21 protein-coding genes are annotated in these 20,236 nt (G+C 68.3%); 11 read left to right on the forward strand and 10 right to left on the reverse strand.

Annotated elements, in window-relative coordinates; all coding sequences use genetic code 11:
- Positions 1 to 462 (forward strand): tRNA adenosine(34) deaminase TadA, encoded by a 462-nt coding sequence (tadA, locus tag ACW171_RS05205; RefSeq protein ID WP_492096032.1) that lies wholly within the window; start codon positions 1 to 3, stop codon positions 460 to 462.
- Positions 463 to 494: 32 nt separating this feature from the next.
- A complete protein-coding gene (locus tag ACW171_RS05210) occupies positions 495 to 902 on the forward strand; it encodes an MliC family protein (protein WP_492096033.1) in 408 nt (135 codons plus the stop codon).
- Here ACW171_RS05210 and aroB read toward each other — a convergent pair.
- Positions 899 to 2,002, reverse strand: coding sequence for a 3-dehydroquinate synthase (gene aroB / locus ACW171_RS05215; RefSeq protein ID WP_492096034.1), 1,104 nt, complete (start codon positions 2,000 to 2,002; stop codon positions 899 to 901). The two genes, ACW171_RS05210 and aroB, sit on opposite strands and share 4 nt — an antisense overlap.
- The gene (locus tag ACW171_RS05220) at positions 1,999 to 2,610 is read right to left on the reverse strand and encodes a shikimate kinase (protein WP_492096592.1); all 612 of its coding nucleotides are present in this window, start codon (positions 2,608 to 2,610) and stop codon (positions 1,999 to 2,001) included. The genes aroB and ACW171_RS05220 overlap by 4 nt, the downstream gene beginning before the upstream one ends.
- 68 nt (positions 2,611 to 2,678) lie before the next feature.
- On the opposite strand from ACW171_RS05220, the gene ACW171_RS05225 reads away from it, so the two are divergent.
- The 5 genes from ACW171_RS05225 to ACW171_RS05245 all read left to right on the forward strand — a co-directional run bounded on the left by ACW171_RS05225 (position 2,679) and on the right by ACW171_RS05245 (position 8,013).
- A complete protein-coding gene (locus ACW171_RS05225; RefSeq protein ID WP_492096035.1) occupies positions 2,679 to 3,581 on the forward strand; it encodes a tyrosine recombinase in 903 nt (300 codons plus the stop codon).
- 651 nt (positions 3,582 to 4,232) lie between these two features.
- The gene (locus ACW171_RS05230) at positions 4,233 to 5,843 is read left to right on the forward strand and encodes an ABC-F family ATP-binding cassette domain-containing protein (RefSeq protein WP_492096036.1); all 1,611 of its coding nucleotides are present in this window, start codon (positions 4,233 to 4,235) and stop codon (positions 5,841 to 5,843) included.
- 60 nt (positions 5,844 to 5,903) lie between these two features.
- Positions 5,904 to 6,854: an acetyl-CoA carboxylase carboxyltransferase subunit alpha gene (locus ACW171_RS05235; RefSeq protein WP_492096037.1), complete on the forward strand. Its 951-nt coding sequence runs from the start codon at positions 5,904 to 5,906 to the stop codon at positions 6,852 to 6,854.
- A 95-nt stretch (positions 6,855 to 6,949) separates the two neighbouring features.
- The gene (locus ACW171_RS05240) at positions 6,950 to 7,531 is read left to right on the forward strand and encodes a response regulator (RefSeq protein ID WP_492096038.1); all 582 of its coding nucleotides are present in this window, start codon (positions 6,950 to 6,952) and stop codon (positions 7,529 to 7,531) included.
- A complete protein-coding gene (locus ACW171_RS05245; RefSeq protein ID WP_492096039.1) occupies positions 7,528 to 8,013 on the forward strand; it encodes a chemotaxis protein CheE in 486 nt (161 codons plus the stop codon). Before ACW171_RS05240 ends, ACW171_RS05245 begins: the two co-directional genes overlap by 4 nt.
- Here the strand turns inward: ACW171_RS05245 and ACW171_RS05250 are convergent.
- The 3 genes from ACW171_RS05250 to ACW171_RS05260 are packed head-to-tail and all read right to left on the reverse strand — an operon-like array spanning position 7,998 to position 11,949.
- Positions 7,998 to 9,884, reverse strand: a complete 1,887-nt coding sequence (locus ACW171_RS05250) for an ABCB family ABC transporter ATP-binding protein/permease (protein ID WP_492096040.1) — start codon at positions 9,882 to 9,884, stop codon at positions 7,998 to 8,000. The two genes, ACW171_RS05245 and ACW171_RS05250, sit on opposite strands and share 16 nt — an antisense overlap.
- Before the next feature lie 51 nt (positions 9,885 to 9,935).
- On the reverse strand, positions 9,936 to 10,952 hold the full coding sequence (locus ACW171_RS05255) for a threonine aldolase family protein (RefSeq protein WP_492096041.1): 1,017 nt from the start codon (positions 10,950 to 10,952) through the stop codon (positions 9,936 to 9,938).
- A 4-nt stretch (positions 10,953 to 10,956) separates the two neighbouring features.
- Positions 10,957 to 11,949 (reverse strand): mechanosensitive ion channel family protein, encoded by a 993-nt coding sequence (locus ACW171_RS05260; protein ID WP_492096042.1) that lies wholly within the window; start codon positions 11,947 to 11,949, stop codon positions 10,957 to 10,959.
- A gap of 115 nt (positions 11,950 to 12,064) precedes the next feature.
- Here ACW171_RS05260 and ACW171_RS05265 point away from each other — a divergent pair, with 115 nt between their 5' ends.
- Positions 12,065 to 12,682, forward strand: a complete 618-nt coding sequence (locus tag ACW171_RS05265) for a hypothetical protein (protein WP_492096043.1) — start codon at positions 12,065 to 12,067, stop codon at positions 12,680 to 12,682.
- Here the strand turns inward: ACW171_RS05265 and ACW171_RS05270 are convergent.
- From ACW171_RS05270 to ACW171_RS05285, 4 genes are all read right to left on the reverse strand, one after another.
- Entirely contained in the window at positions 12,679 to 14,367 is a 1,689-nt protein-coding gene (locus ACW171_RS05270; RefSeq protein WP_492096044.1) for a cisplatin damage response ATP-dependent DNA ligase, read from the reverse strand. The two genes, ACW171_RS05265 and ACW171_RS05270, sit on opposite strands and share 4 nt — an antisense overlap.
- Positions 14,368 to 14,606: 239 nt before the next feature.
- Positions 14,607 to 15,113 (reverse strand): RcnB family protein, encoded by a 507-nt coding sequence (locus ACW171_RS05275; protein WP_492096045.1) that lies wholly within the window; start codon positions 15,111 to 15,113, stop codon positions 14,607 to 14,609.
- Positions 15,114 to 15,205: 92 nt separating this feature from the next.
- Positions 15,206 to 16,978 carry a response regulator gene (locus ACW171_RS05280; protein ID WP_492096046.1) on the reverse strand — a complete coding sequence of 591 codons (1,773 nt, stop codon included), beginning with the start codon at positions 16,976 to 16,978 and terminating at the stop codon, positions 15,206 to 15,208.
- A 135-nt stretch (positions 16,979 to 17,113) separates the two neighbouring features.
- Positions 17,114 to 17,413, reverse strand: a complete 300-nt coding sequence (locus tag ACW171_RS05285) for a BolA family protein (protein ID WP_492096047.1) — start codon at positions 17,411 to 17,413, stop codon at positions 17,114 to 17,116.
- A 45-nt stretch (positions 17,414 to 17,458) separates the two neighbouring features.
- On the opposite strand from ACW171_RS05285, the gene ACW171_RS05290 reads away from it, so the two are divergent.
- Entirely contained in the window at positions 17,459 to 18,133 is a 675-nt protein-coding gene (locus tag ACW171_RS05290) for a J domain-containing protein (protein WP_492096048.1), read from the forward strand.
- Between the two features lie 4 nt (positions 18,134 to 18,137).
- On the opposite strand, the gene ACW171_RS05295 is transcribed toward ACW171_RS05290, so the two are convergent.
- Positions 18,138 to 18,587 carry a MarR family winged helix-turn-helix transcriptional regulator gene (locus tag ACW171_RS05295; RefSeq protein WP_492096049.1) on the reverse strand — a complete coding sequence of 150 codons (450 nt, stop codon included), beginning with the start codon at positions 18,585 to 18,587 and terminating at the stop codon, positions 18,138 to 18,140.
- Between the two features lie 123 nt (positions 18,588 to 18,710).
- Here ACW171_RS05295 and ACW171_RS05300 point away from each other — a divergent pair, with 123 nt between their 5' ends.
- Both ACW171_RS05300 and cobS read left to right on the forward strand, forming a co-directional pair.
- Positions 18,711 to 19,136, forward strand: coding sequence for an organic hydroperoxide resistance protein (locus ACW171_RS05300; protein WP_492096050.1), 426 nt, complete (start codon positions 18,711 to 18,713; stop codon positions 19,134 to 19,136).
- A gap of 59 nt (positions 19,137 to 19,195) precedes the next feature.
- Positions 19,196 to 20,200, forward strand: coding sequence for a cobaltochelatase subunit CobS (gene cobS / locus ACW171_RS05305; protein WP_492096051.1), 1,005 nt, complete (start codon positions 19,196 to 19,198; stop codon positions 20,198 to 20,200).
- The last annotated feature ends 36 nt before the right edge of the window (positions 20,201 to 20,236 follow it).

Here is a 20,236-nt window from a genome sequence, read left to right on the forward strand (position 1 = left end):
ATGCGCATGGCCTTGGCCCTGGCGCAAGCGGCGGCGGACGCCGGAGAGGTGCCTGTGGGCGCCGTCGTGGTCGATGAAGCCACAGGTGAAGTCGTCTCGACCGGCGCGAACGGGCCCGTGGCGGCGCATGATCCCACCGCCCACGCCGAAATCGTCGCCCTGCGTGCGGCGGCGGCGGCGACCGGGAACTATCGGCTGACCGGCCTGACCCTCTATGTGACGCTGGAGCCCTGCGCCATGTGCGCCGGGGCCATCAGCCATGCGCGAATCGGCCGCGTCGTCTGGGGCGCCGACGATCCCAAGGGCGGCGCGGTCATCCACGGTCCCCGCCTGTTCGAGCAGCCGACGCTGCATTCGCGGCCGACGACCGGGGGCGGGCTTCTGGCCGAGGAGGCGGCGGCGCTTCTGCGGGACTTCTTTCGGGCCAGACGGGCTGGAACGCCGGGCCGAGCAGCCCGTTAGCCAAGCCTGACCGTAACGCGGTAGTGAGACTGATGCGCCACCTGATTCTGATCGCCGCCGCGGCATCCGCCCTGTCCGCCTGCGGAGGCCAGGAGCCGGCAAAGGCGCCCACCGACGGAGAAGCCGTTCGCCAGCGCGCCGTCGACGCCCAGACCGCGCGCCGTCGCACGGGCGCCGAGCTTCAGGACCGCGCCCTCAACCGCGTCATCCGCACCGTCTATCTGTGCGACAACGGCGAGCGCCTGTCGGTCGATTTCGACAACCCGCGCGCCATGGCGACCGTTCGCAACTCCAACGGCGAAGCCGTTGATCTGTATCAGGAACGGGCCGCCGACGGCATCTGGTACAAGGCCAGCGCCTATGAGCTGCGCGGCAAGGGGATCCTGGCGACGTGGACAGCGGACGGCCGCCAGCCGACGGACTGCCGCGCGATCGACTAGTTCGCGCCCTCTTCCCGCAGGAAGTCGAGGATCGGCGTAGGGTCGGCGAACCTCTGCGTGAAGGCGTCACCGATGCGGCGCGCGAGGATCAGGGTCAGCCCGCCGGCCTCGGCCTTCTTGTCCCCCGCCATCCGGGCCAGCAGGGCCTCGGCCGAGAAGGCGCCGGCCTGCGCCAGCCGCGTCGGCAGGCCTGCGGCGGTGATCACCGCCTCGACCCGTTCCGCATCCGCCGCCGCGCACAGGCCCTGACGCACGGAGAACCGGAAGGCCATGCAGCAGCCGAGCGCCACGGCCTCGCCATGCGCCAGCGCCGCCTCTTCGAAGCCCAGTTCCGCCTCGATGGCGTGGCCGAAGGTGTGGCCGAGGTTCAAGAGGGCACGCCGGCCCGCCTCCTTCTCGTCCTCGCCGACGATGTCCGACTTGATTTCGATGGACCGGATCACGGCCCGCTCCAGCGCGGCCGGATCGCCGGTCACGCCCGTCGCGCCCTCCCCGGCCAGCCAGTCGAAATAGGCCGCGTCGCAGATCAGGCCGTGCTTCAGCACCTCGCCCCAGCCGGACCGCATCTGAACGGGTGGCAGGGTGGCCAAAACGTCGATATCGGCCAGGACCAGCCGGGGCTGGTGGAAGGCGCCGACCAGGTTCTTGCCGCGCGGGGTGTCGATGGCGGTCTTGCCGCCGACGGAGGAGTCCACCTGGGCCAGCAGGGTCGTGGGAACCTGCACGAAGTCGATGCCGCGCATGTAGAGGGCCGCCGCCAGCCCGGCGAGATCACCGACCACCCCGCCGCCCAGGGCCACGACCACATCCTTGCGATCCAGGCCCGCCGCCAGCAGCCGGTCCATCAGCCGCTCCAGCTCGGCGAAAGATTTGGACGCCTCGCCCGCCGGCACCGCCACGATCTCGGACGTCACACCGGCCGCCGCCAGCGAGGCCTGCAGGGCCGGTCCGTGGATCGCCGCCACCGTCTCGTCGGAGATGATCACCGTCCGGCCGCGCGCGAGCGGCGCGATCCGCGCCCCCGCCTCGGCCAGCAGGCCGCGCCCCACGACGACGTCATAGGCGGCGAATGCGCCGCCGGAGACCGGGATCACCCTCATGCCGTCGCTCCGCTCGCCCAGTAGTCTCTCAGCGCCACGACGATGGCTTCCACAGCCTGCCCGTGCGCGCCCGCCCCGACATCGACCGTGACATCGGCCGTCGCCGCGTAGACGGGGTAGCGGACCTCGGCCATGGCGCTCAGGGCCGCCAGCGGATCCTTGCCGCGCAACAGGGGCCGGGTGTCGCGCCGCTGTACGCGCTGGGCCACCACCTTCAGGTCGGCCCTCAGCCAGACGGAGGTCGCGTGTGCCTTCATCAGGTCGCGCGTCTCGGGGTTCAGGACGGCGCCACCGCCGGTCGCCAGCACGATCGGAGGCCCTTCCAGCAGCCGGCGCATGACCCGCGCCTCACCGGCGCGGAACTCTGCCTCGCCCAGCTGGGCGAAGATGTCGGACACGGTCATCCGCGCGGCGGATTCGATCGCATCGTCGCCGTCGACGAAGGGAAGACCCAGCCGGTTGGCCAGCCGGCGGCCCACGGTCGATTTGCCCACGCCCATCAGGCCCACCAGCGCTATGATGCGGGTCGGGGCGGGAATCGCGGCCAGAGCCGTCTCTGTCGAGGCGGCGGCGGTCACGGTCGGTCTCGGCGGAAGGAATAACGGCAGGCCATGGTCGCACCAGTCTCTACACCAAGCGCCGCCGCTCGCCACCGCTTGCCGAACGCATCCGCCAGATGAGCTCGCCCCAGGTCGAAGCCTTTCTGGAGATGATGGCGGTGGAGCGCGACGCCTCGCCCCACACATTGTCGGCCTACGCCCGCGACTTAGCGGATGCGGAGGCGTCGCTGGGCGCCTCGGGTCTGATGGGCGCCGACGAAACCGCCATCGAGGCCTGGTATGCGGGCCTGTCCACGCGAGGCCTGTCCGCAGCAACGGCCGCACGGCGCCGCTCGGCCGTGCGCCAGTTCTACCGGTTCGCCATGGGCGAGGGCTGGCGCACGGATGACCCGTCCCGCCGCCTCGACGCCCCGAAACAGGGTCGGTCCCTGCCCCGCACCCTGACGCGGGACGAGGTGGAGCGGCTGCTGGCTGCCTCGGCTGCCCGCGACGGCGCTTCCGGCCTCCGCATGATCGCCCTGGTCGAGTTGGCCTATGCCTCGGGATTGCGGGTGTCGGAACTGCTGGCCCTGCGGGTCGAGGCCGTGCGTCGCGATCCCGCCTACCTCATCGTGCGCGGCAAGGGCGGCAAGGAACGGCTGGCGCCGCTGAACGGCTCGGCGCGCGAGGCGGTGAAGGCCTGGCTGATCGTCCGCGATGCCGCGCGGCCCGAGACAGCGCCCGACAGCCCGTGGCTGTTCCCGTCCGGCACGACCGCCAGCCACCTGACGCCCCGCCGCTTCGCCCAGATGCTGGATCAGGCGGCGCTCGACGCGAACATCGACCCCGCCCGCGTCAGCCCCCACGTCCTGCGCCACGCCTTCGCGACGCATTTGCTGGAAGGCGGCGCCGACCTCAGGGTGGTGCAGGCGCTTCTGGGCCACGCCGACATCGCCACGACCCAGATCTACACCCACGTCGCGACGGACCGGCTGACGCAGGTGGTCAATCGGCACCATCCCTTGGCGCGGGAGGAGTAAGAGGCTCGGCCATGAACTCGCGCTCTGCCAGTGAGACTCGTCGTTCCTGAACCGTCAGCGCATCAGGCGCGCCTTGTCGACGGCGGTTGCCGCACATCCAACATGAGCAGACCTTCAAATACTCAGCCGCACGCCCTTTCGGATCATGCGGATAGATGCGCCGCGCCTCATCGCGTTTGCGCGCGAGATCTCTGCGTCGACGAGCACGCTTCGTTTTCGGGGTTTCCACTTTCCGCCTCACCTGGTGTCCAAGTGCGGCTAAGCCCCGCGCATGGCTGCCGGGGCGGTTGGGACGCGGGACGTCCAAGGCCATGATGCGCGCGCCGTCGGCTCCGTTCAAGAACGCCTTGGTGACGCAGCGTGCGGCAGCTCATTTCACCGTGCACCCCGGCGAAGGCCGGGGTCCAGATCACAGGCAGTGATGGTAGGTATCGGGCACCTGTCTTCCGTCCGGATGACCGGGTTCGCCCTCTGGACCCCGGCCTTCGCCGGGGTGCACGGAGTGAGGGATTGGCCGGCCGACGAACCTCGCCTTGATCCTGCCAAGCCCCTCCCCTAGCCTCTGATCTCTACCCGAACGAAGGCCTGCGCCGACCATGTGATCCCCTCCCGACCGCAACCGCCCCTCAAAAGCCTTGCATCGGGAAAGCCATGTCCGCCTTCATCGTTCTGCACGATCTCGCCTGGGCGCCGCCCGGCGGATCGCCTCTCTTCTCCGACCTCAACCTGACCTTCGGCCCCGAGCGATCGGGGCTGGTGGGGCGCAACGGCGTGGGCAAGACCACTCTGCTGCGCCTGATCGACGGCCGCCTGACGCCCCAGGCGGGCAGCGTCAACGTCAACGGCCGCGTCGCCGTCCTGCGCCAGACCGTTCAGGTCGAAGCGGATGAGACCGTCGCCGACCTGTTCGAAGCCCGCGACGCCCTCGCCGTCCTCGCCCGCGCCGAGGCGGGAGAGGCCGATTCCGACGACCTGTCCCGCGCCGACTGGACACTGGACACGCGCATCGCCTCGGCGCTGGGGCGGCTGAATCTCGATGCGACGCCTGACACCCGCCTCGCCGCCTTGTCTGGCGGTCAGCGCACCCGCGCGGGCCTTGCGGCCCTGCTGTTCGCCGAGCCCGACTGGCTGATCCTGGACGAGCCGACCAACAACCTGGACCGCGAGGGACGACAGGCCGTCATCGACCTGCTGGCCGAATGGCGATCCGGGGCCATCGTCGTCAGCCACGACCGGGAACTGCTGGAGACGATGGACGCCATCGTCGAACTGACCACTCTCGGCGCGACCCGATACGGCGGCAACTGGTCGGCGTATCGGGCCCGCAAGGCGTTGGAGCTTCAGGCGGTCCAGCGCGACCTCGCCGACGCCGACAAGCGACTGACCGATCTCGCTCGCACGGCCCAGCAGACCGCCGAGCGCAAGGCCCGCTCCGACAAGACCGGGCGTGCCGCAGCTGCGCGCGGCGACCAGCCGAAAATCCTGCTCGGCATGAGGAAGGACCGCGCCGAGGACACCGGCGGCGAGCAATCCCGCCTCGCCGAACGTCGCCGAGAACAGGCCGAGGGCGCGGCCATCGCCGCCCGCGAACGGATCGAGGTGCTCCAGCCCCTGACTGTCGCACTGCCCTCGACCGGCCTGCCCACCGGACGCGAGGTGCTGGTTCTCGACCACGTCACGGCCGGATACGTTCCCGGCCAGCCGGTGCTGACCGACCTCAGCCTGCGCATCGCCGGGCCCGAACGCATCGCCGTCACCGGGCCCAACGGCTCCGGCAAGACGACGCTGCTCGCCATGATCACCGGCGCTCTCGCCCCGACCTCGGGCTCGATCCGCCGGTCCGTCCCGTTCGCCATGATGGATCAGCAGGTCGCCGTGCTCGATCCAGAAGTCTCGATCCGCGACAATTTCCGGCGTCTGCATCCCGACGTCGACGAGAACGCCTGCCGCGCGGCCCTCGCCCGGTTCATGTTCCGCGCGGACGCCGCGCTTCAGATCGTCGGCGATCTGTCCGGCGGTCAACGCCTGCGGGCGGGCCTCGCCTGCGTCCTTGGCGGCCCGACGCCGCCGCCCTTCCTGATTCTGGACGAGCCGACCAATCACCTCGACATCGATTCGATCGAGGCGGTCGAAGCGGGCCTGCGCGCCTATGACGGCGCCCTCCTGGTCGTCAGCCACGACGAGGCCTTCCTGGACGCGATCGGCATTGACCAGCGCATCGAACTCGGTTCGTCTGAACCCCCGCTTGCTCCGATGCGTTGACCTCTCTAGGTTCCGCCGCCTTGCGACTGGGCCGTTTTGCCCGCCCCATCCGGACGCCTCATGGCCACGCACTATCTCGAATTCGAAAAGCCGATCGCCGAGCTGGAGGCCAAGATCGAGGAACTCGGTCTGCTTTCGGCCACCTCCGGCTCGTTCGAGACCGAGATCGACGGCCTGCGCAAGAAGGCCGCGCAGCTGCGCAAGAAGACCTATGCCGAGCTGGACCCGTGGAAGAAGACCCAGGTCGCCCGCCACCCACAGCGGCCCCACTTCATCGACTACCTCGACGCCCTGTTCACCGACTATGTCGAGCTGCGCGGCGACCGCCAGTTCGGCGACGACCAGGCCATCCTGGGCGGTCTCGCCCGCTTCCGCGGCCAGGCCGTCGTCGTCATGGGCCACGAGAAGGGCCACGACACCGCCACCCGCCTGACCCACAATTTCGGCATGGCGCGACCCGAGGGCTACCGCAAGGCCGTGCGCCTGATGGACATGGCCGACCGCTTCGGCCTGCCGGTGCTGACTTTCGTCGACACGGCCGGCGCCTATCCGGGTCTGGGCGCCGAGGAGCGCGGTCAGGCCGAGGCCATCGCCCGCTCGACCGAACGCGGCCTGATCCTGGGCACGCCGATGATCGCCACGGTCACCGGCGAAGGCGGATCGGGCGGCGCCATCGCCCTGGCCGCCGCGAACCGCGTGCTGATCCTCGAACACTCGATCTATTCGGTCATCTCGCCGGAGGGCGCGGCCGGCATTCTGTGGCGCGACGGCGCGCGGGCCAAGGACGCGGCCAACGCGATGAAGATCACCGGCCCCGACCTCTTGGCCCTGAAGATCGTCGACCGGATCATCCCAGAGCCCGTCGGCGGTGCTCACTCCGACCGAGAGGCCGCGATAGCGGCCGTTGGCGACGCCGTCTGGGACGAACTGCAAAAGCTGCTTCCGCTGTCGCCGGCCCAGCTTCGCAAACACCGTTCGGATCGCTTTTACGCCATCGGTCAGGCCAGCTAGGCCGTTAACCTCGCGTAGAGGCGAGATGGCCATTTTCGGCCGTCAGTGATCCAGGCCGCCGCCATGCCCTCTTCGATAGCGTCCACCGTTCGGCGATGAGCGCCGCCGACGAACCCCTTCGCGAGAGCGCCGTCTTCAACCTGACCGGCGCCATGGTCATGGTCGTGGACGATTCGCCGTTCAGCCTGGAGGTGACCATCCAGGCGCTCCAGGGCTTCGGCATCCGGGTCAGACACCTGCCCCGCAACCTCGAACACGCCAAGGAGCTTCTGAAGCTCCACCCGATCGACCTGCTGTTCGTGGATTGCGAGATGGAGGGCTCCAACGGGCATGCGCTGGTTCGTTGGCTGCGTCGCTCGGGACTGGAGCCGAACGCCTTCGTCCCCGTAATCATGACGGCCAGCCACGTTCGACGGTCCAAGGTCGCCGACGTCCGCGACTGCGGCGCCAACTTCCTCGTCACCAAGCCGTTCAGCGCCGCCGTGGTGCTGGAACGGATCATCTGGGTCGCCCGCGACAGCCGCCCCTTCCTGGAGGCGGGCGACTATTCAGGCCCGGACCGCCGCTTCGCCGCAGCGACGCCGCGCAAGACCGGAGAGCGGCGCGCGGACATGATCCGGCTGATCGCCAGCCTCGCCGACCAGGCCGCCGCCAACACCGAGGACACCCGCTCATGAGCGTCGTGATGTGGAAGACGCGCACCTCGCGCCTGTCGACGATCATCGACACCCCCGGCGGCCTCAGCGTCGGCGTGGCGATGGCGCAGGCCAGGGCCAACCTCGAAGACCTGAAGGTCGAGGGCGAAAAGATCGTCGCCGAGCGTATCGCCCGCCTCGCCGCCCTGCGCCCGCCCGCCGATGGCGGCGATCCGATCCTGCAACTGAACGAGGCCTATGAGATCGGCAGCGCGGTCATCGACGCCGCCGGTCCGTTCGATCGCGACGACCTGTGCCGGGCCGCCGCCGGCCTGTGCGATCTGATCGACGCGGCCGAGCCGGGCAAGCCGTTCGACTGGCGCATGGTCACCGTCCACGCCCAGGCGCTGCAGCTGATCCTCGGGCTGCCCGCAGACGCCGAAGCCGCGCGCGCCGAGATATTGAGCAACCTGGACCAGTTGGTCAGGCGGAAGATCCCGATGTCGGATCAGCCCGCCGACTGACGCTCGTCGAGGCCTATCCGCGCGCCGCGCGTCTGCTTCTTCCACAGCGCCGCGTACTCGCCGCCGACGCGCGCCACCAGTTCGTGGTGGGCGCCGCGCTCGACGATCCGCCCGGCCTTGAGCACCAGGATCTGTTCGGCGTCGGCGATGGTCGACAGACGGTGCGCCACGACGAGGGTGGTCCGCCCGGCCTTGGCCTTCCTCAGCGTCTTCTGGATGGCCGCCTCGGTCCGACTGTCCAGCGCGCTGGTCGCCTCATCGAGGATGAGGATGCAGGGATCGGCCAGCAGGGCGCGGGCGATCCCGACGCGCTGACGCTCTCCGCCCGACAGTTTCAGGCCGCGCTCGCCGACCTTGGTCTGCATCCCGTCGGGAAGGCTGCGGATGAACTCGGCCAGTTCCGCCGCCTCGGCCGCCGCCCAGATGTCTTCCTCGGTCGCCTCGGGCCGGGCGAAGGCGATGTTCACCGCCAGGGTGTCGTTGAACAGGGCCACGTCCTGGGGCACCAGGGCGACCGCGCGGCGCAGAGACGCCTGGGTCACGTCCCGCACGTCCGCCCCGTCGATGACGACCCGCCCCACCTGCGGATCCAGCAGGCGCAGCGCCAGCTTGACGATGGTCGACTTGCCCGAGCCGGACGCCCCGACCAGGGCTGTCGTCGTGCCCGGCGTCACCGTGAAGGACACGTCCTCCAGCCCGTTGGCCCGCGCGTCGTGGCGGAAAGAGACCGCCTCGAACGCCAGCGCCCCGCCCCTCTGGCCTTCCGGCCGCACCAGATCGGCGGCGCCAGGCGCATCGGCGACCTGCGGCGTCTGGCGCGTGACTTTCAGCATCTCCTCCATGTCGATGAAGGACTGGCGGATCTCCCGATAGGCGAAGCCCAGGATGTTTAGCGGCGCATACAGCGAGATCAGGATCAGCACCGCCGCCGTCACGTCGCCCGGCCCCATCCGCCCGGCCGCCGCCTCGAAGCCGGCCATGACGGCCATGACGCCCAGGCCGATGTTCATGATCAGGGCCTGGACCGCGTTCAGCAGCGCCAGCGAACTGTTCGCCTTCAGGGCGGCGGCGTTGTAGGCCCCCAGCGCGCGGTCGTAACCCAGGGCCGCCCGGCTCTCGGCCCCGAAGGACTTGACAGTCTCGTAGTTGATCAGGGCATCGACGACCTGACCGGCCGCCTCGGTATCGGCCGTATTCATCGTGCGCCGATGCTCGATCCGCCAGTTGGAGATCGACAGGGTCAGGACCGCATAGACCGCCACCACCACGACCGCGACGGCGCCGAAGCGCCAGTCGTACTTGCCCGCAAGCACCCCCGCCGCCAGCACCAGCTCCAGTCCGGTCGGCACCAGGTTGAACGCCAGGATCCTCAGCAGGAAATCGACCGAGCGGGAGCCTCGGTCCACGGTCCGAGACAGGGCGCCGGAGCGTTTGGTCTGGTGAAAGTCCAGCGACAGGCTCAGCGCATGGGCGAAGGTCTCGGTCGCCGCCGTCTTCTGGGCGGCCTGACGCACCGGGGCGAACACCACGTCGGAAAGCTGCGGCGCCGCCGACGACAGGAACCGCACGATGGCCCAGCCGACCGCGAAGCCCGCGAACCCCAGACCGATCGCCACGCCGGCAGGCTGATCGGCCGCCAGATGGTTGACCGCCGCGCCCAGCACCAGCGGACCCAGAACGCCCAGCGCCTTGCCCGCCATGGTCAGAAGAATCGACGCCGCCAGCCTCAGCCGCAGTTGCGGCGCGCCCGATCGTCCGACCAGCCGGACCAGATCCATCAGCGCAGGGATCGTCTTAGGATCGACCGGCGCTTCGGCCTCGGCCCCCGCGCGCTGCGCCTTGGCCTCTATGCCGCCTCCGCCGCCCCGCATCCCAGATCGTTCACCTCGCACCATGGGACCGATATGGACTGCGTCGGGGCGTCACGAAAGTCCGGCGATCGCCTCGATGACTTCATCGACCACTGCCGGGTCCGTCGCCCAGGAACAGACGAACCGCACCGAGCCGTCGTCGAACCGGTAACAGGCCCAGCCCATCTCGTTCAGCCGGGCATGCGCGGCGACGGGCATGCGAACGAAGACCGCATTGGCCTCCACCGGATGGGCGAGCACGAAGGGCGAGCGCAGCGCAATCCCCTCGGCCAGTCGCAGGGCCATCAGGTTGGCGTGGGCGGCACCGTCCTCCCAGGCGTTCGACTCCAGCATCCCCAAAAGGGGCGCCGCCAGGAACCGGCCCTTGGACGCGGTCTGGCCCGCCTGCTTCAGCCGGTTGTCGACCCGGCGCGCCAGGGTCTTGTCGAACATGACGATGGCCTCGGTGCACAGGCCGCCGGCCTTGGCCCCGCCGAACACCAGGACATCGACGCCCAGCCGCGCGATCTGGGTCAGGTCGAAGCCCGCCGCCGCCGCATTGGCCAGCCGCGCGCCGTCCAGATGGACGCCGTACCCGCGCGTCTTCACCGGCTCGATCAGGTGGCGCAGCTCTTCCTCGGTGTAGACCGTGCCGTATTCGGTGGACTGGGTCAGCGACAGGGCGGCGGGCGGCTGGCGATGACCGACCTCCGGCTCCTCCAGCGCGGCTTCGAGCGCCTTCTGATCGATCTTGCCCGACAGGCCCGGCAGGCCGATCAAACCGACGCCCTGACCGAAGAAGCCGGGCGCTCCGGTTTCGTCGGTACAGACGTGGGCCGCGTGGTGGGCCAGCACGGCCTCGTGCGGATAGGCCAGCATCGACAGGGCGATGGCGTTGGCCGCCGTGCCCGAAAACACGAACCGGATCTCGGCGTCCGCATCCAGCCTCCGCCGAATCTGATCGGCCGCCCGCGCGGTGACGTCGTCGGCGCCATAGGCCCGGGCATAGCCGTCATTGGCCGCGATCAGGGCCTGTAGCGCGGCCGGCGCCATCCCTGCGGTGTTGTCAGATCCAAAATCGTAGCGCATGGCCTCAGCCCTCGTTCTCGACGTCTTCGTCCGGTCGGCTGTCGAAGCCCGCGCTGCGCGGATCGGCCTTACCCTTGCGCACCACCGCCCCTTCGGCGACGACCGGCATCACCAGATCGTCGTCGCCATAAGGCACGGCCACCTGGTGGGGGAACGGGATCTCGATATCGGCCGCATCCAGCGCCTCCTTGGCCGCCTGGAACACATCGGCCCGGGTCTGCCAGTAGTCGGCCGACGACACCCAGGCGGTCAGGGTGACCTCCATGGCGCTGTCCAGCATATTAGTGACCCCTGCCCAGGGCGCAGGATCGGCCATGACGGCGTCCACGCCGGCCGCGGCGGTCGTCAGGACCTCCCGTGTCCGGGACAGGTTCTCGCCGTAGCCCACCCCGATCTTCAGTTCGATGCGACGCGTCTGCTGGCCGGACAGGTTCAGGATGATGTCGTCGAACACCTTTCCATTGGGCGCCATGATCTTCACGTTGTTGGCGTCGGACAACTGGGTGAAGAACAGGTCCAGCCGCTGCACCTTGCCGATGTTTCCGCCGATGTTGACCAGGTCGCCGACCCGATAGGGCCTCAGGACCAGCAGCATCACGCCCGCCGCCACGTTAGAGAGCGTCCCCTGAAGCGCTAAGCCGACCGCCAGGGAGGCCGCGCCCAGCACCGCGATGATCGAGGTGGTCTGAACCCCCAGCCGCTGCAGCACCGCGATGAAACCGATCAGGAAGACCAGCACGCGGACCACCTGCACGGCGAAGCTGAGCACCGTCGGATCGTGCCGGAAGCCCCGCACGCGACCCAGCGCCTTGCGCGTGGCTCGGGACGCCCATTTCGCGGCGAACACGGTCGCGGCCAGTATGATCAGGGCGATGGCCAGATTGACCGCGAAGTCGCCTGCAATCTGGGTCAGCTTGGCCAGCATCACCGTATCGACGGCGACCGCCTGTTGTCCGGTGGCGATGAGGGTGTCTAGCGGGTCGGCTCTGGAAGTCATGAGCGGGGTCTAACGCCTCAGGCCCGATTTGGAACCCGACAGCTTCACTTTTAAGGCCTCTCGACGCAGTCGCATGGTGAGCGCAGGATGAACTTTCCTGAGGGGGAGCAAGGTCTTGCGGCAATCATCACTCGTCGTCGGCGTCGATGTGCCGTGGGTCACCAGCTGGACAGCCGAACCGATCGAAGGCGTCCGCCCCTGCCCCTCGGTCGGCGGCCAACTGGCATTGGTCCAGACCGAACAGCCGGGTTTCGGCAAACCCGAGTATTCGAAGAACCACCTTCTGCGTCAGCGCCTCAGCATGACCCGCATGCTCTGTCCGATGTGCGGCCAGCCCACCGCGCCAGGTGATCGCGTGACCCAGGTCGCTCGCCGCGTCGCCGCCGGCAGGCTGCGCGCCTCGGGCCGGGCCGATCTGCCTCCGACCATCACCGACGAACAGGTGATCGTGGATGCGGGGGCCATCGCGCCTCTGCACCGCAGATGCTCGGACCTGTCCTTGAAGCATTGCCCGCACCTGCGCGCCGAGCCGGCTATCGACGTCCAGCCTTTCCCGGTCCGCTGGGGCCTGATCCCTCTGATGATCGAGGCGACGGCGCCCCTCCCCGCCGGGTTCGCCCTGCTGGCCGTAGCGACCGTCGCCGCCCCCGTGGCGGTGGTCACCTTCCTGCAGCTCTGCGGCGTCACCGACCAGAACGACAAGGCGTGGCGCACGCGTCGCAAGAGCGCCTAGACCTTCGCGACCCGTCCGCCGCCGCTCTCCAGCGCGTCCAACAGGTCCATCACGTCGCCCAGCGTATTCGCCTCCCGCGCCGGCTTGTCCCAGCGGATGCGGCTGACGCGCGGAAACCGCATGGCCACCCCCGACTTGTGTCGAGGCGACCGTTGCAGGCCTTCGAAGGCGATCTCCAGCACCAGGCCGAAATCCCGCTCTGCCCGGACCGACCGCACCGGACCGAACCGCTCGATGGTGTGATCGCGCACGAACTTGTCAAGCTGCTTCAGCTCCTCGTCGGTGAAGCCGAAATAGGCCTTGCCCACGGGGGTCAGCGTCCCCTCCGGCGTCCAGACGCCGAAGGTGTAGTCGGAATAGAAGCTCGACCGTTTTCCGTGCCCGCGCTGGGCGTACATCATCACGCAATCGACGACATGCGGATCGCGCTTCCACTTGAACCACGGCCCCTTGGGCCGTCCGGCGATGTAGGGGCTGTCCCAGCGCTTCAGCATCAGGCCCTCGGCCGCCGCTCCCACGGGCGGATCGGCCCGCAGGACGCCGAGACCCTCCCAGCTGTCGAACTCCACCACCGGCGACAGATGCAGCCGCTCTCCGGTGTGGCCGGCCACTACCGCCTCCAGCCGCGCCCGCCGTTCCTTCAATGGCAACCCGCGCAAATCCTCGCCCGCCTCCCCCAGCAGATCATAGGCATAGAGCGACGCCGGATAGGCGGTCATCAGCTTCGCATCCACGGTCTTGCGGTTCAGCCGCTGTTGCAGGTCGCCGAACGGCGCGACGGCCCCGTCCCGCATGACCAGCAGCTCGCCGTCGATCGCGCCTTCGAAGGTCAGGGCGTTCATCAGATCGGGGAAGGTGCCCGTCACCTCGTCGCCGTGGCGGGAATAGAGCCGCGCCACGCCGTTCTCGCGCACGGCCTGCACCCGGATGCCGTCCCATTTCCATTCGGCGGCATAGTCGGCGGGGTCGAGCTTGTTGAAATCCACCGCCTCGTCGATTGCCACGGCCAGCATGACCTGCCGGAACCGGCCCGGCGCCTCGGTGTCGGGTCGCTCCGCCCGGCCCTCGACCCAGGCAAACAGTTCGGCATAGGGCGGCTTCACCGCGTGCCAGACCTCGACGATGTCGGCGGCGGTCAGGGGCTCCAGCGTCGTCGTCGCCTCACCGCCGTCCGGGTCCGGCGCATCGGTCACGCTCTCGGGCCGCATCATCGCCACGGCCGTCCGCGCCAGCTGAGCAGACAGCCCAACCCGCATCCCGCCGGTCACTAGCTTCAGCAACGCCCATCGGCCCTTGGGCGCCAGCGCATCCAGCCAACCCTCGATCAGCCCCTGGACCTCACCCCGTTTTGCGGCGGCGAGCGCATCGACGACCTCGCCCAGCTCCGGTTCGCGGTTGGGCCGATAGGCGGGGTCCGTGGGCCAGATCAGGGCCGCCGTCTCCGCCAGGTCGCCGACATAGTCGTAGGACCAGCCGAACAGCACCGGATCGACCCTCACCTCCACGGCCTTCCTGATCATCGCAGGCTTGGCGTCATTGAACACCAGCTCGCTCGTCAGCGCCGCCAGCGCCCAGCCTCTGTCGGGATCGGGGGTGCTGCGCAGATAGTCCCGCAGCAACACCAGCTTGGCGTTCCGCGACCCGGTCAGCGCCAGGCGGTCGAGCAGTTCAGCGAAGGCGCGCATTCTTCCCTATCCGTGCACCCCGGCGAAGGCCGGGGTCCAGATGCAAACTCCGAAAGAGATGATTGGTCACTGATCGCTGCTCACGAACCCAGAAATGTGTCCGCTATCTGGACCCCGGCCCTTGGTTCATCCTCGGGCCGGCGAAGCCGGACCCGGGGGCCGGGGTGCACGGTGATGTGAGACACGACAACGCCCCGGAGGTCTCCCTCCGGGGCGAAGCTTTCGACACTGATCGGTTTTTAGTTGAACAGACCAGCGATGACGGCGGTGATCAGACCACCGGCGACCGCAGCCAGAACCACGTCATTGCCCGAACGGACATAGTGGTAGCCGCGGGGCGGCGCGCGCAGACCGTAGGACGAGTAGTTGTTCACGACGTAGCCGCGCGAATAGTAGCTTGGGATCCGCTGGCCATAGCTCCACTGGCGGACCTGATAGCCGCGCGGCGGGGAATAGCGGCCGGCATTGTAGCGACGTTCCGACCGCTGCCAGCGATCATAGGCCCGGGCCTGCTGGCGATAGTCCTGACGGTCGTCGCGACGATCCTGACGGTACTCGCGACGGTCTTCGCGGTTGTCCTGGCGCCATTCACGGCGGTCGTTGCGGTCGTCACGACGGTCGTCACGACGGTCTTCGCGGCGATCCTGGCGCTGCTCGGGGCGCGACTGGGCGTCGGCGGCCGAGGCGATGCCGATGGAACCCGTGGCGATCACGGCGGCCAGGGCGGCGGTGGCAAACTTGTTCATCACATACTCCTAGATGTCGGGGGGCTCCGACTTGCCCCCACACTAGGATCACGCGGTTGAGCCGTGTCTGAACGGCGTCGATCAGGTCTCGTTCAGGCGGCCGCCGCAGTCTCGCCCATTTCCGCCGCCGCTCGCAGGCTGATCCGGCCGCCACGCACCGTCTGCATCAGTTGGGCCAGGGCGGCGAAGTCGATCGGCTTGTTCAGATAGGCGTCGGCGCCCGCTTCCAGACCCGCCGCATGGTCCTCGCTGCGGGCCGAGGCGGACAGGACGGCGATCGGGGTCTCGGCGTTCACGCCCCGTGCGCGGATCAGTCGGGTGGCACTGAGGCCGTCCATGACCGGCATGTTGACGTCCATGATGATCAGGTCGAATCGCTGCTGGCTGGCGATGTCGACGGCGATCTGGCCGTTCTCGGCGGTCGCGGTGCTGTGACCGGCCGAGCCGAGCCAGGCTTCCAGGATCATGCGGTTGACCGGGTGATCCTCGACCACCAGGACGTTCAGGCATTCGCCGTCGCCGATTTCCGCGTCGATGGCTTCGACCTCGCTCACCGCCGACCACTCGACCACCTCGGCCTCGACGATCAGGGTGAAGGTCGAGCCCTGACCGACGGTCGAGGTCACGGTGATGTCGCCGCCCATGATGTTGGCCATGCGCCGGGCGATGGTCAGGCCCAGGCCCGTGCCGCCGAATCGACGGGTCGAGGAGGCATCGGCCTGGGTGAAGGGCTGGAACAGTCGCTCCAGGTCAGCCTCGGCGATCCCCGAGCCGCTGTCGGTCACCGAGAAGGCGAAGGCGACGCGGCGGTCGTTGATGCGGGTCGATTCGATCCGGTAATCGATCAAGCCTTCGTCGGTGAACTTCACCGCGTTCGACAACAGGTTCTGGATGACCTGGCAGACGCGCAGCGGATCGCCGCGCACCACGGCCGGGGTCTCGCCGACCAGGGTGGATCGGAACTCCAGGCCCTTGGCCTCGGCCTGGGCGACGAACGGCCCGACGACGCGGCGATGCAGGTCGTCCAGCTGGATGTCGATGACCTCGAAGGTCATCTTGCCGGCCTCGATCTTGGTCATGTCGAGGATGTCGTTGAGCAGGCTCAACAGGTTGTCGCCCGAGTTGCGGATGATCGACAGATATTCCCGCTGCGTCGGCTCCAGACGCGTCGCGCCCAGAAGCTGGGCCGCGCCGAGGACGCCGTTCATCGGCGTGCGCAGTTCGTGCGAGATGACGCCGAGGAAGTTCGACTTGGCCTGGTTGGCGGCGTCGGCCTTGTCGCGGGCGGTCTGCAGCTCCTCGATCAGATGCGCCTGATGCTCCTGGAACGCGCGGATCCGTTCCTCGCGCAGCATGGTCATGGTCACCAGCACGAACATGCCGGCGGCGGTGAAGGGCATGATGGCCAGGAAGGCCCAGAACGACGGCCCGCCCCAGAGGCTGACGGCGATGGCGATGGCCACCGCCGTATAGGGGGACGAAATCACCAGAGCCTGTTTCGGCGAGCTTCTAAGCTGAGCGAACACGAGCACATAGCCGCTGATCAACAGGGCGACGGCCAGGATCTGTCCAAAGGGATGACCGGAGAACCATGCCATGAGGGGCGCGGCGGCCCAGGCGGCGGTGGTCACGGTGGCGACGGCGGGGAACAGCAGGCCCCAGCCCGCATCGACCCGGCCGGCCATGCTCTTTTCGAACTTGCCGCGCACGGCGCCGGCGCCGATCGTGCCGACGAACCAGACGATCGCCTCGACCCAGCCGACCGTGCCCAGAAGGCCGATGGCCCAGCTGCCGATGATGACGTAGCGCAGATACTGGGTTTGCAGGATCGCCGTCAGCGCCTGAGCCGCCTCGCTGGCGCTCATGGCTCCGGACCGGGCCGATTCGAGACTTTTGCCGATATCCTCGGATCCGACCATGCGTCCCCCAACGTCCCAAAATGCTTGCCGGCGTGACGCTAGGGCGAAGTTTCTAAGACGAAGTGAACGCTGATTTTTCTCTCAACTCCCGGCTTCATCCGGCGTCTGGGCCTTTATGGACAGGGCGTGGACGGGTCCGGCCAGCTCCTCGGCCAGGACCGCGTTCACCGTTCTCTGCCTCTGGACCCGCCCGAGACCGGAAAACGCGGCGGAAACGATGGTCAGGTTGAAGTGGCTTTCACCGCCCGGCTGGGCGTCCATCCCGCCTTCATGATGGTGACCGGCGTGACGCCAGCTGTCGTCTTCGAGCTCCAGACGGGTCGGTTGGAGCGCGGACGTCAGTTTTTCCCGCATAATCGACGCAATCGGGCCTTCAGACATGTCAGCTTCCTTGATGGTGACCAAATCGACCTTACACTGCGTCCAATGCCTGCGTCATTCGAGTACAAGCCCCGTTTCAAGGACATGCGGATCAAACCGCCCAAGGCCGGCGAAGCTGCCGAAGCCGAGGCCGATGTCCTGCGCCTCAAGCCCGGCGAGAAGCCGTGCGAATGGCCCGACTGCACCAAGGCCGCCACGGCCCGTGCGCCGAAGTCGCGCGAGCAGCTCAACAGCTTCTATGAATTCTGTCAGGCGCACGCCGGCGAATACAACAAGGGCTGGAACTTCTACGCCGGCATGAACGAGGCCCAGGTCCGCGCGGCCAAGGAAAACGAGGCCATGACCGGCGGCCGTCCCACCTGGGACATGAAGGCCTCCAAGAACAGCCGGGAAGCCGCCGCCTTCGCCGCCAAGATGGGCAAGGCCCCGGGCGCATCCACCGGCTCGATGAACGACAGCTTCGGCCTGTTCGGGCGTCGGGTGAACGAACAGGCCTCCAAGCCGGAAGACAGCCTGCGTCTGGGCAAGCTGGAGCAGCAGGCCCTGACCGACTTGGACCTGGATTTCCGCACCGACAAGGCGGGCATCAAGGCGCGCTATCACGAGCTGCTGAAACGCTTCCACCCCGACCTGAATCAGGGTGATCGCGGCGCCGAGGCCAAGCTGCAACGCGTCATCAAGGCCTACAAGACGCTGAAGAAGGCCGGACTGGCGGCTTAGGCCGTCAGGCGGCGAGCCGTTCGCGGAACGCCGCCAGCCGGCTTTTCAACGCCATCAGCTCGCCCGGCGTCATCGCCGATTGCGTCATCAGGGCCTCGCCCAGACAGGCGCTGTCGGCCACCGTGGCCCGTCCCCTGTCTGTCAGCCCGACCTCGACGACGCGCTCGTCCTTCGCGCCCCTGGTCCGACTGACGAACCCGGCCGCTTCCAGCCGCTTGATCAGAGGCGTGATCGTACTGGGCTCCAGGGCCAGACGTTGCGCCACGCCGCCGATCGTCAGCGTCCCGGCCTCACCCAGCGCCTTCAGCGCCAGATACTGGGGATAGGTCAGCCCCATCGCATCCAGCATGGGCTTGTACAGCCGGGTCACCGCCATCGAGGCGGCATACAGCGCGAAACACAGGTGATCGTCCAAAGGCAGATCGCGCGGGGTCGGCACTGGGCTCTTGTCCATGAGAGCTCTTTAGCAGGAATTGATTATCGCAACAACTTTTCTCTCGACAACAGGATGGTTGGCGATTAGGGTTGCTTATCGCGATAACTTCTCGCCGCAGCGACGGCGCTCAGGAGATTTTCCATGGACGTTCTTTATACCGCACATGCCTCGGCCACCGGCGGCGGGCGCGACGGCCGCAGCCGCACCGACGACGGCAAGGTCGACGTCAACCTGTCCGTGCCCAAGGCCATGGGCGGCGACGACGGCGCCGGGACCAACCCGGAACAGCTGTTTGCCACCGGCTATGCCGCCTGCTTCCTCGGCGCGCTGCGTCTGGTGTCCAAGGACGCCGGCACACCCGTCGGCCCTGACACCCAGGTCGACGCCTCTGTCGGCTTCGGCAAGAACACCAAGGGCGACGGCTTCAACCTGGATGTCGAGCTCAAGGTCTCGAACACCGGCCTCGACGCAGCCACCGCTCAGAAGCTGGTCGAGCGGGCGCATGAGGTCTGCCCCTACTCCAACGCCACCCGCGGTGGCGTCGATGTCCGTGTCAGCGCGCAATAACTGACCTTCCGGGCCGCGCGCGTGTTGAGCCGCGCGCGCGGCGCCTCTAGATGAGGCTCATGGCTCCTCTCCTCGACGCGACTCCCGACCCGCTGCTGACGTTCGAACCCCACCGCAAGGTCACCGTGCGTGAGGCCTTCGGCATCGATTCCGACATGATCGTGCCGATGTTCGACACGGTCGACAGTCACGTCCCCGAGGTCGACCCGGCCTACAAGTTCGATCCCCAGACGACCCTGGCCATCTGCGCCGGCTTCGCCCACGACCGCCGCGTCATGGTTCAGGGCTACCACGGCACGGGCAAGTCGACCCATATCGAACAGGTCGCCGCCAAGCTGAACTGGCCCCTGGTTCGCGTGAACCTGGACAGCCACGTCAGCCGGATCGACCTGGTCGGCAAGGACGCCATCGTCCTGAAGGACGGCAAGCAGATCACCGAGTTCCGCGAGGGCATGCTGCCCTGGGCCCTGCAACGCCCGATCGCCCTGGTGTTCGACGAATACGACGCCGGCCGCCCCGACGTGATGTTCGTCATCCAGCGCGTGCTGGAGGCTCAAGGCCGCCTGACCCTGCTGGACCAGAACCGCGTCATCCGCCCCAACAGGTACTTCCGCCTCTTCGCCACGACCAACACCATCGGTCTGGGCGACACCTCGGGCCTGTATCACGGCACCCAGCAGATCAATCAGGGCCAGATGGACCGCTGGTCGATCGTAACCACCCTGAACTACCTCGACCACGACGTCGAAGCCGAGATCGTCGCCGCCAAGGCCCCCGAGTGGAACACCGCCGACGGCAAGCGCGCCATCGCCGCCATGGTCCGCGTCGCCGACATGACCCGCAACGCCTTCATGAACGGCGACATCTCGACGGTCATGTCGCCGAGGACGGTGATCACCTGGGCCCAGAACGCGACCATCTTCGGCGGCGACCTCGGGCTGAGCTTCCGGCTGACGTTCCTCAACAAGTGCGACGAGCTGGAACGGCCGACGATCGCGGAGTTCTACCAGCGGGCGTTCGGGGAGGACTTGCCGGAGGCGGCGACGCGGGTAAAGGTGGGTTAGCTACTTAGCCGAATTGGTCGCGCAACGCGGAGCCAA

The sequence above is a fragment of the Brevundimonas sp. FV1ye28 genome, from assembly GCF_058681135.1.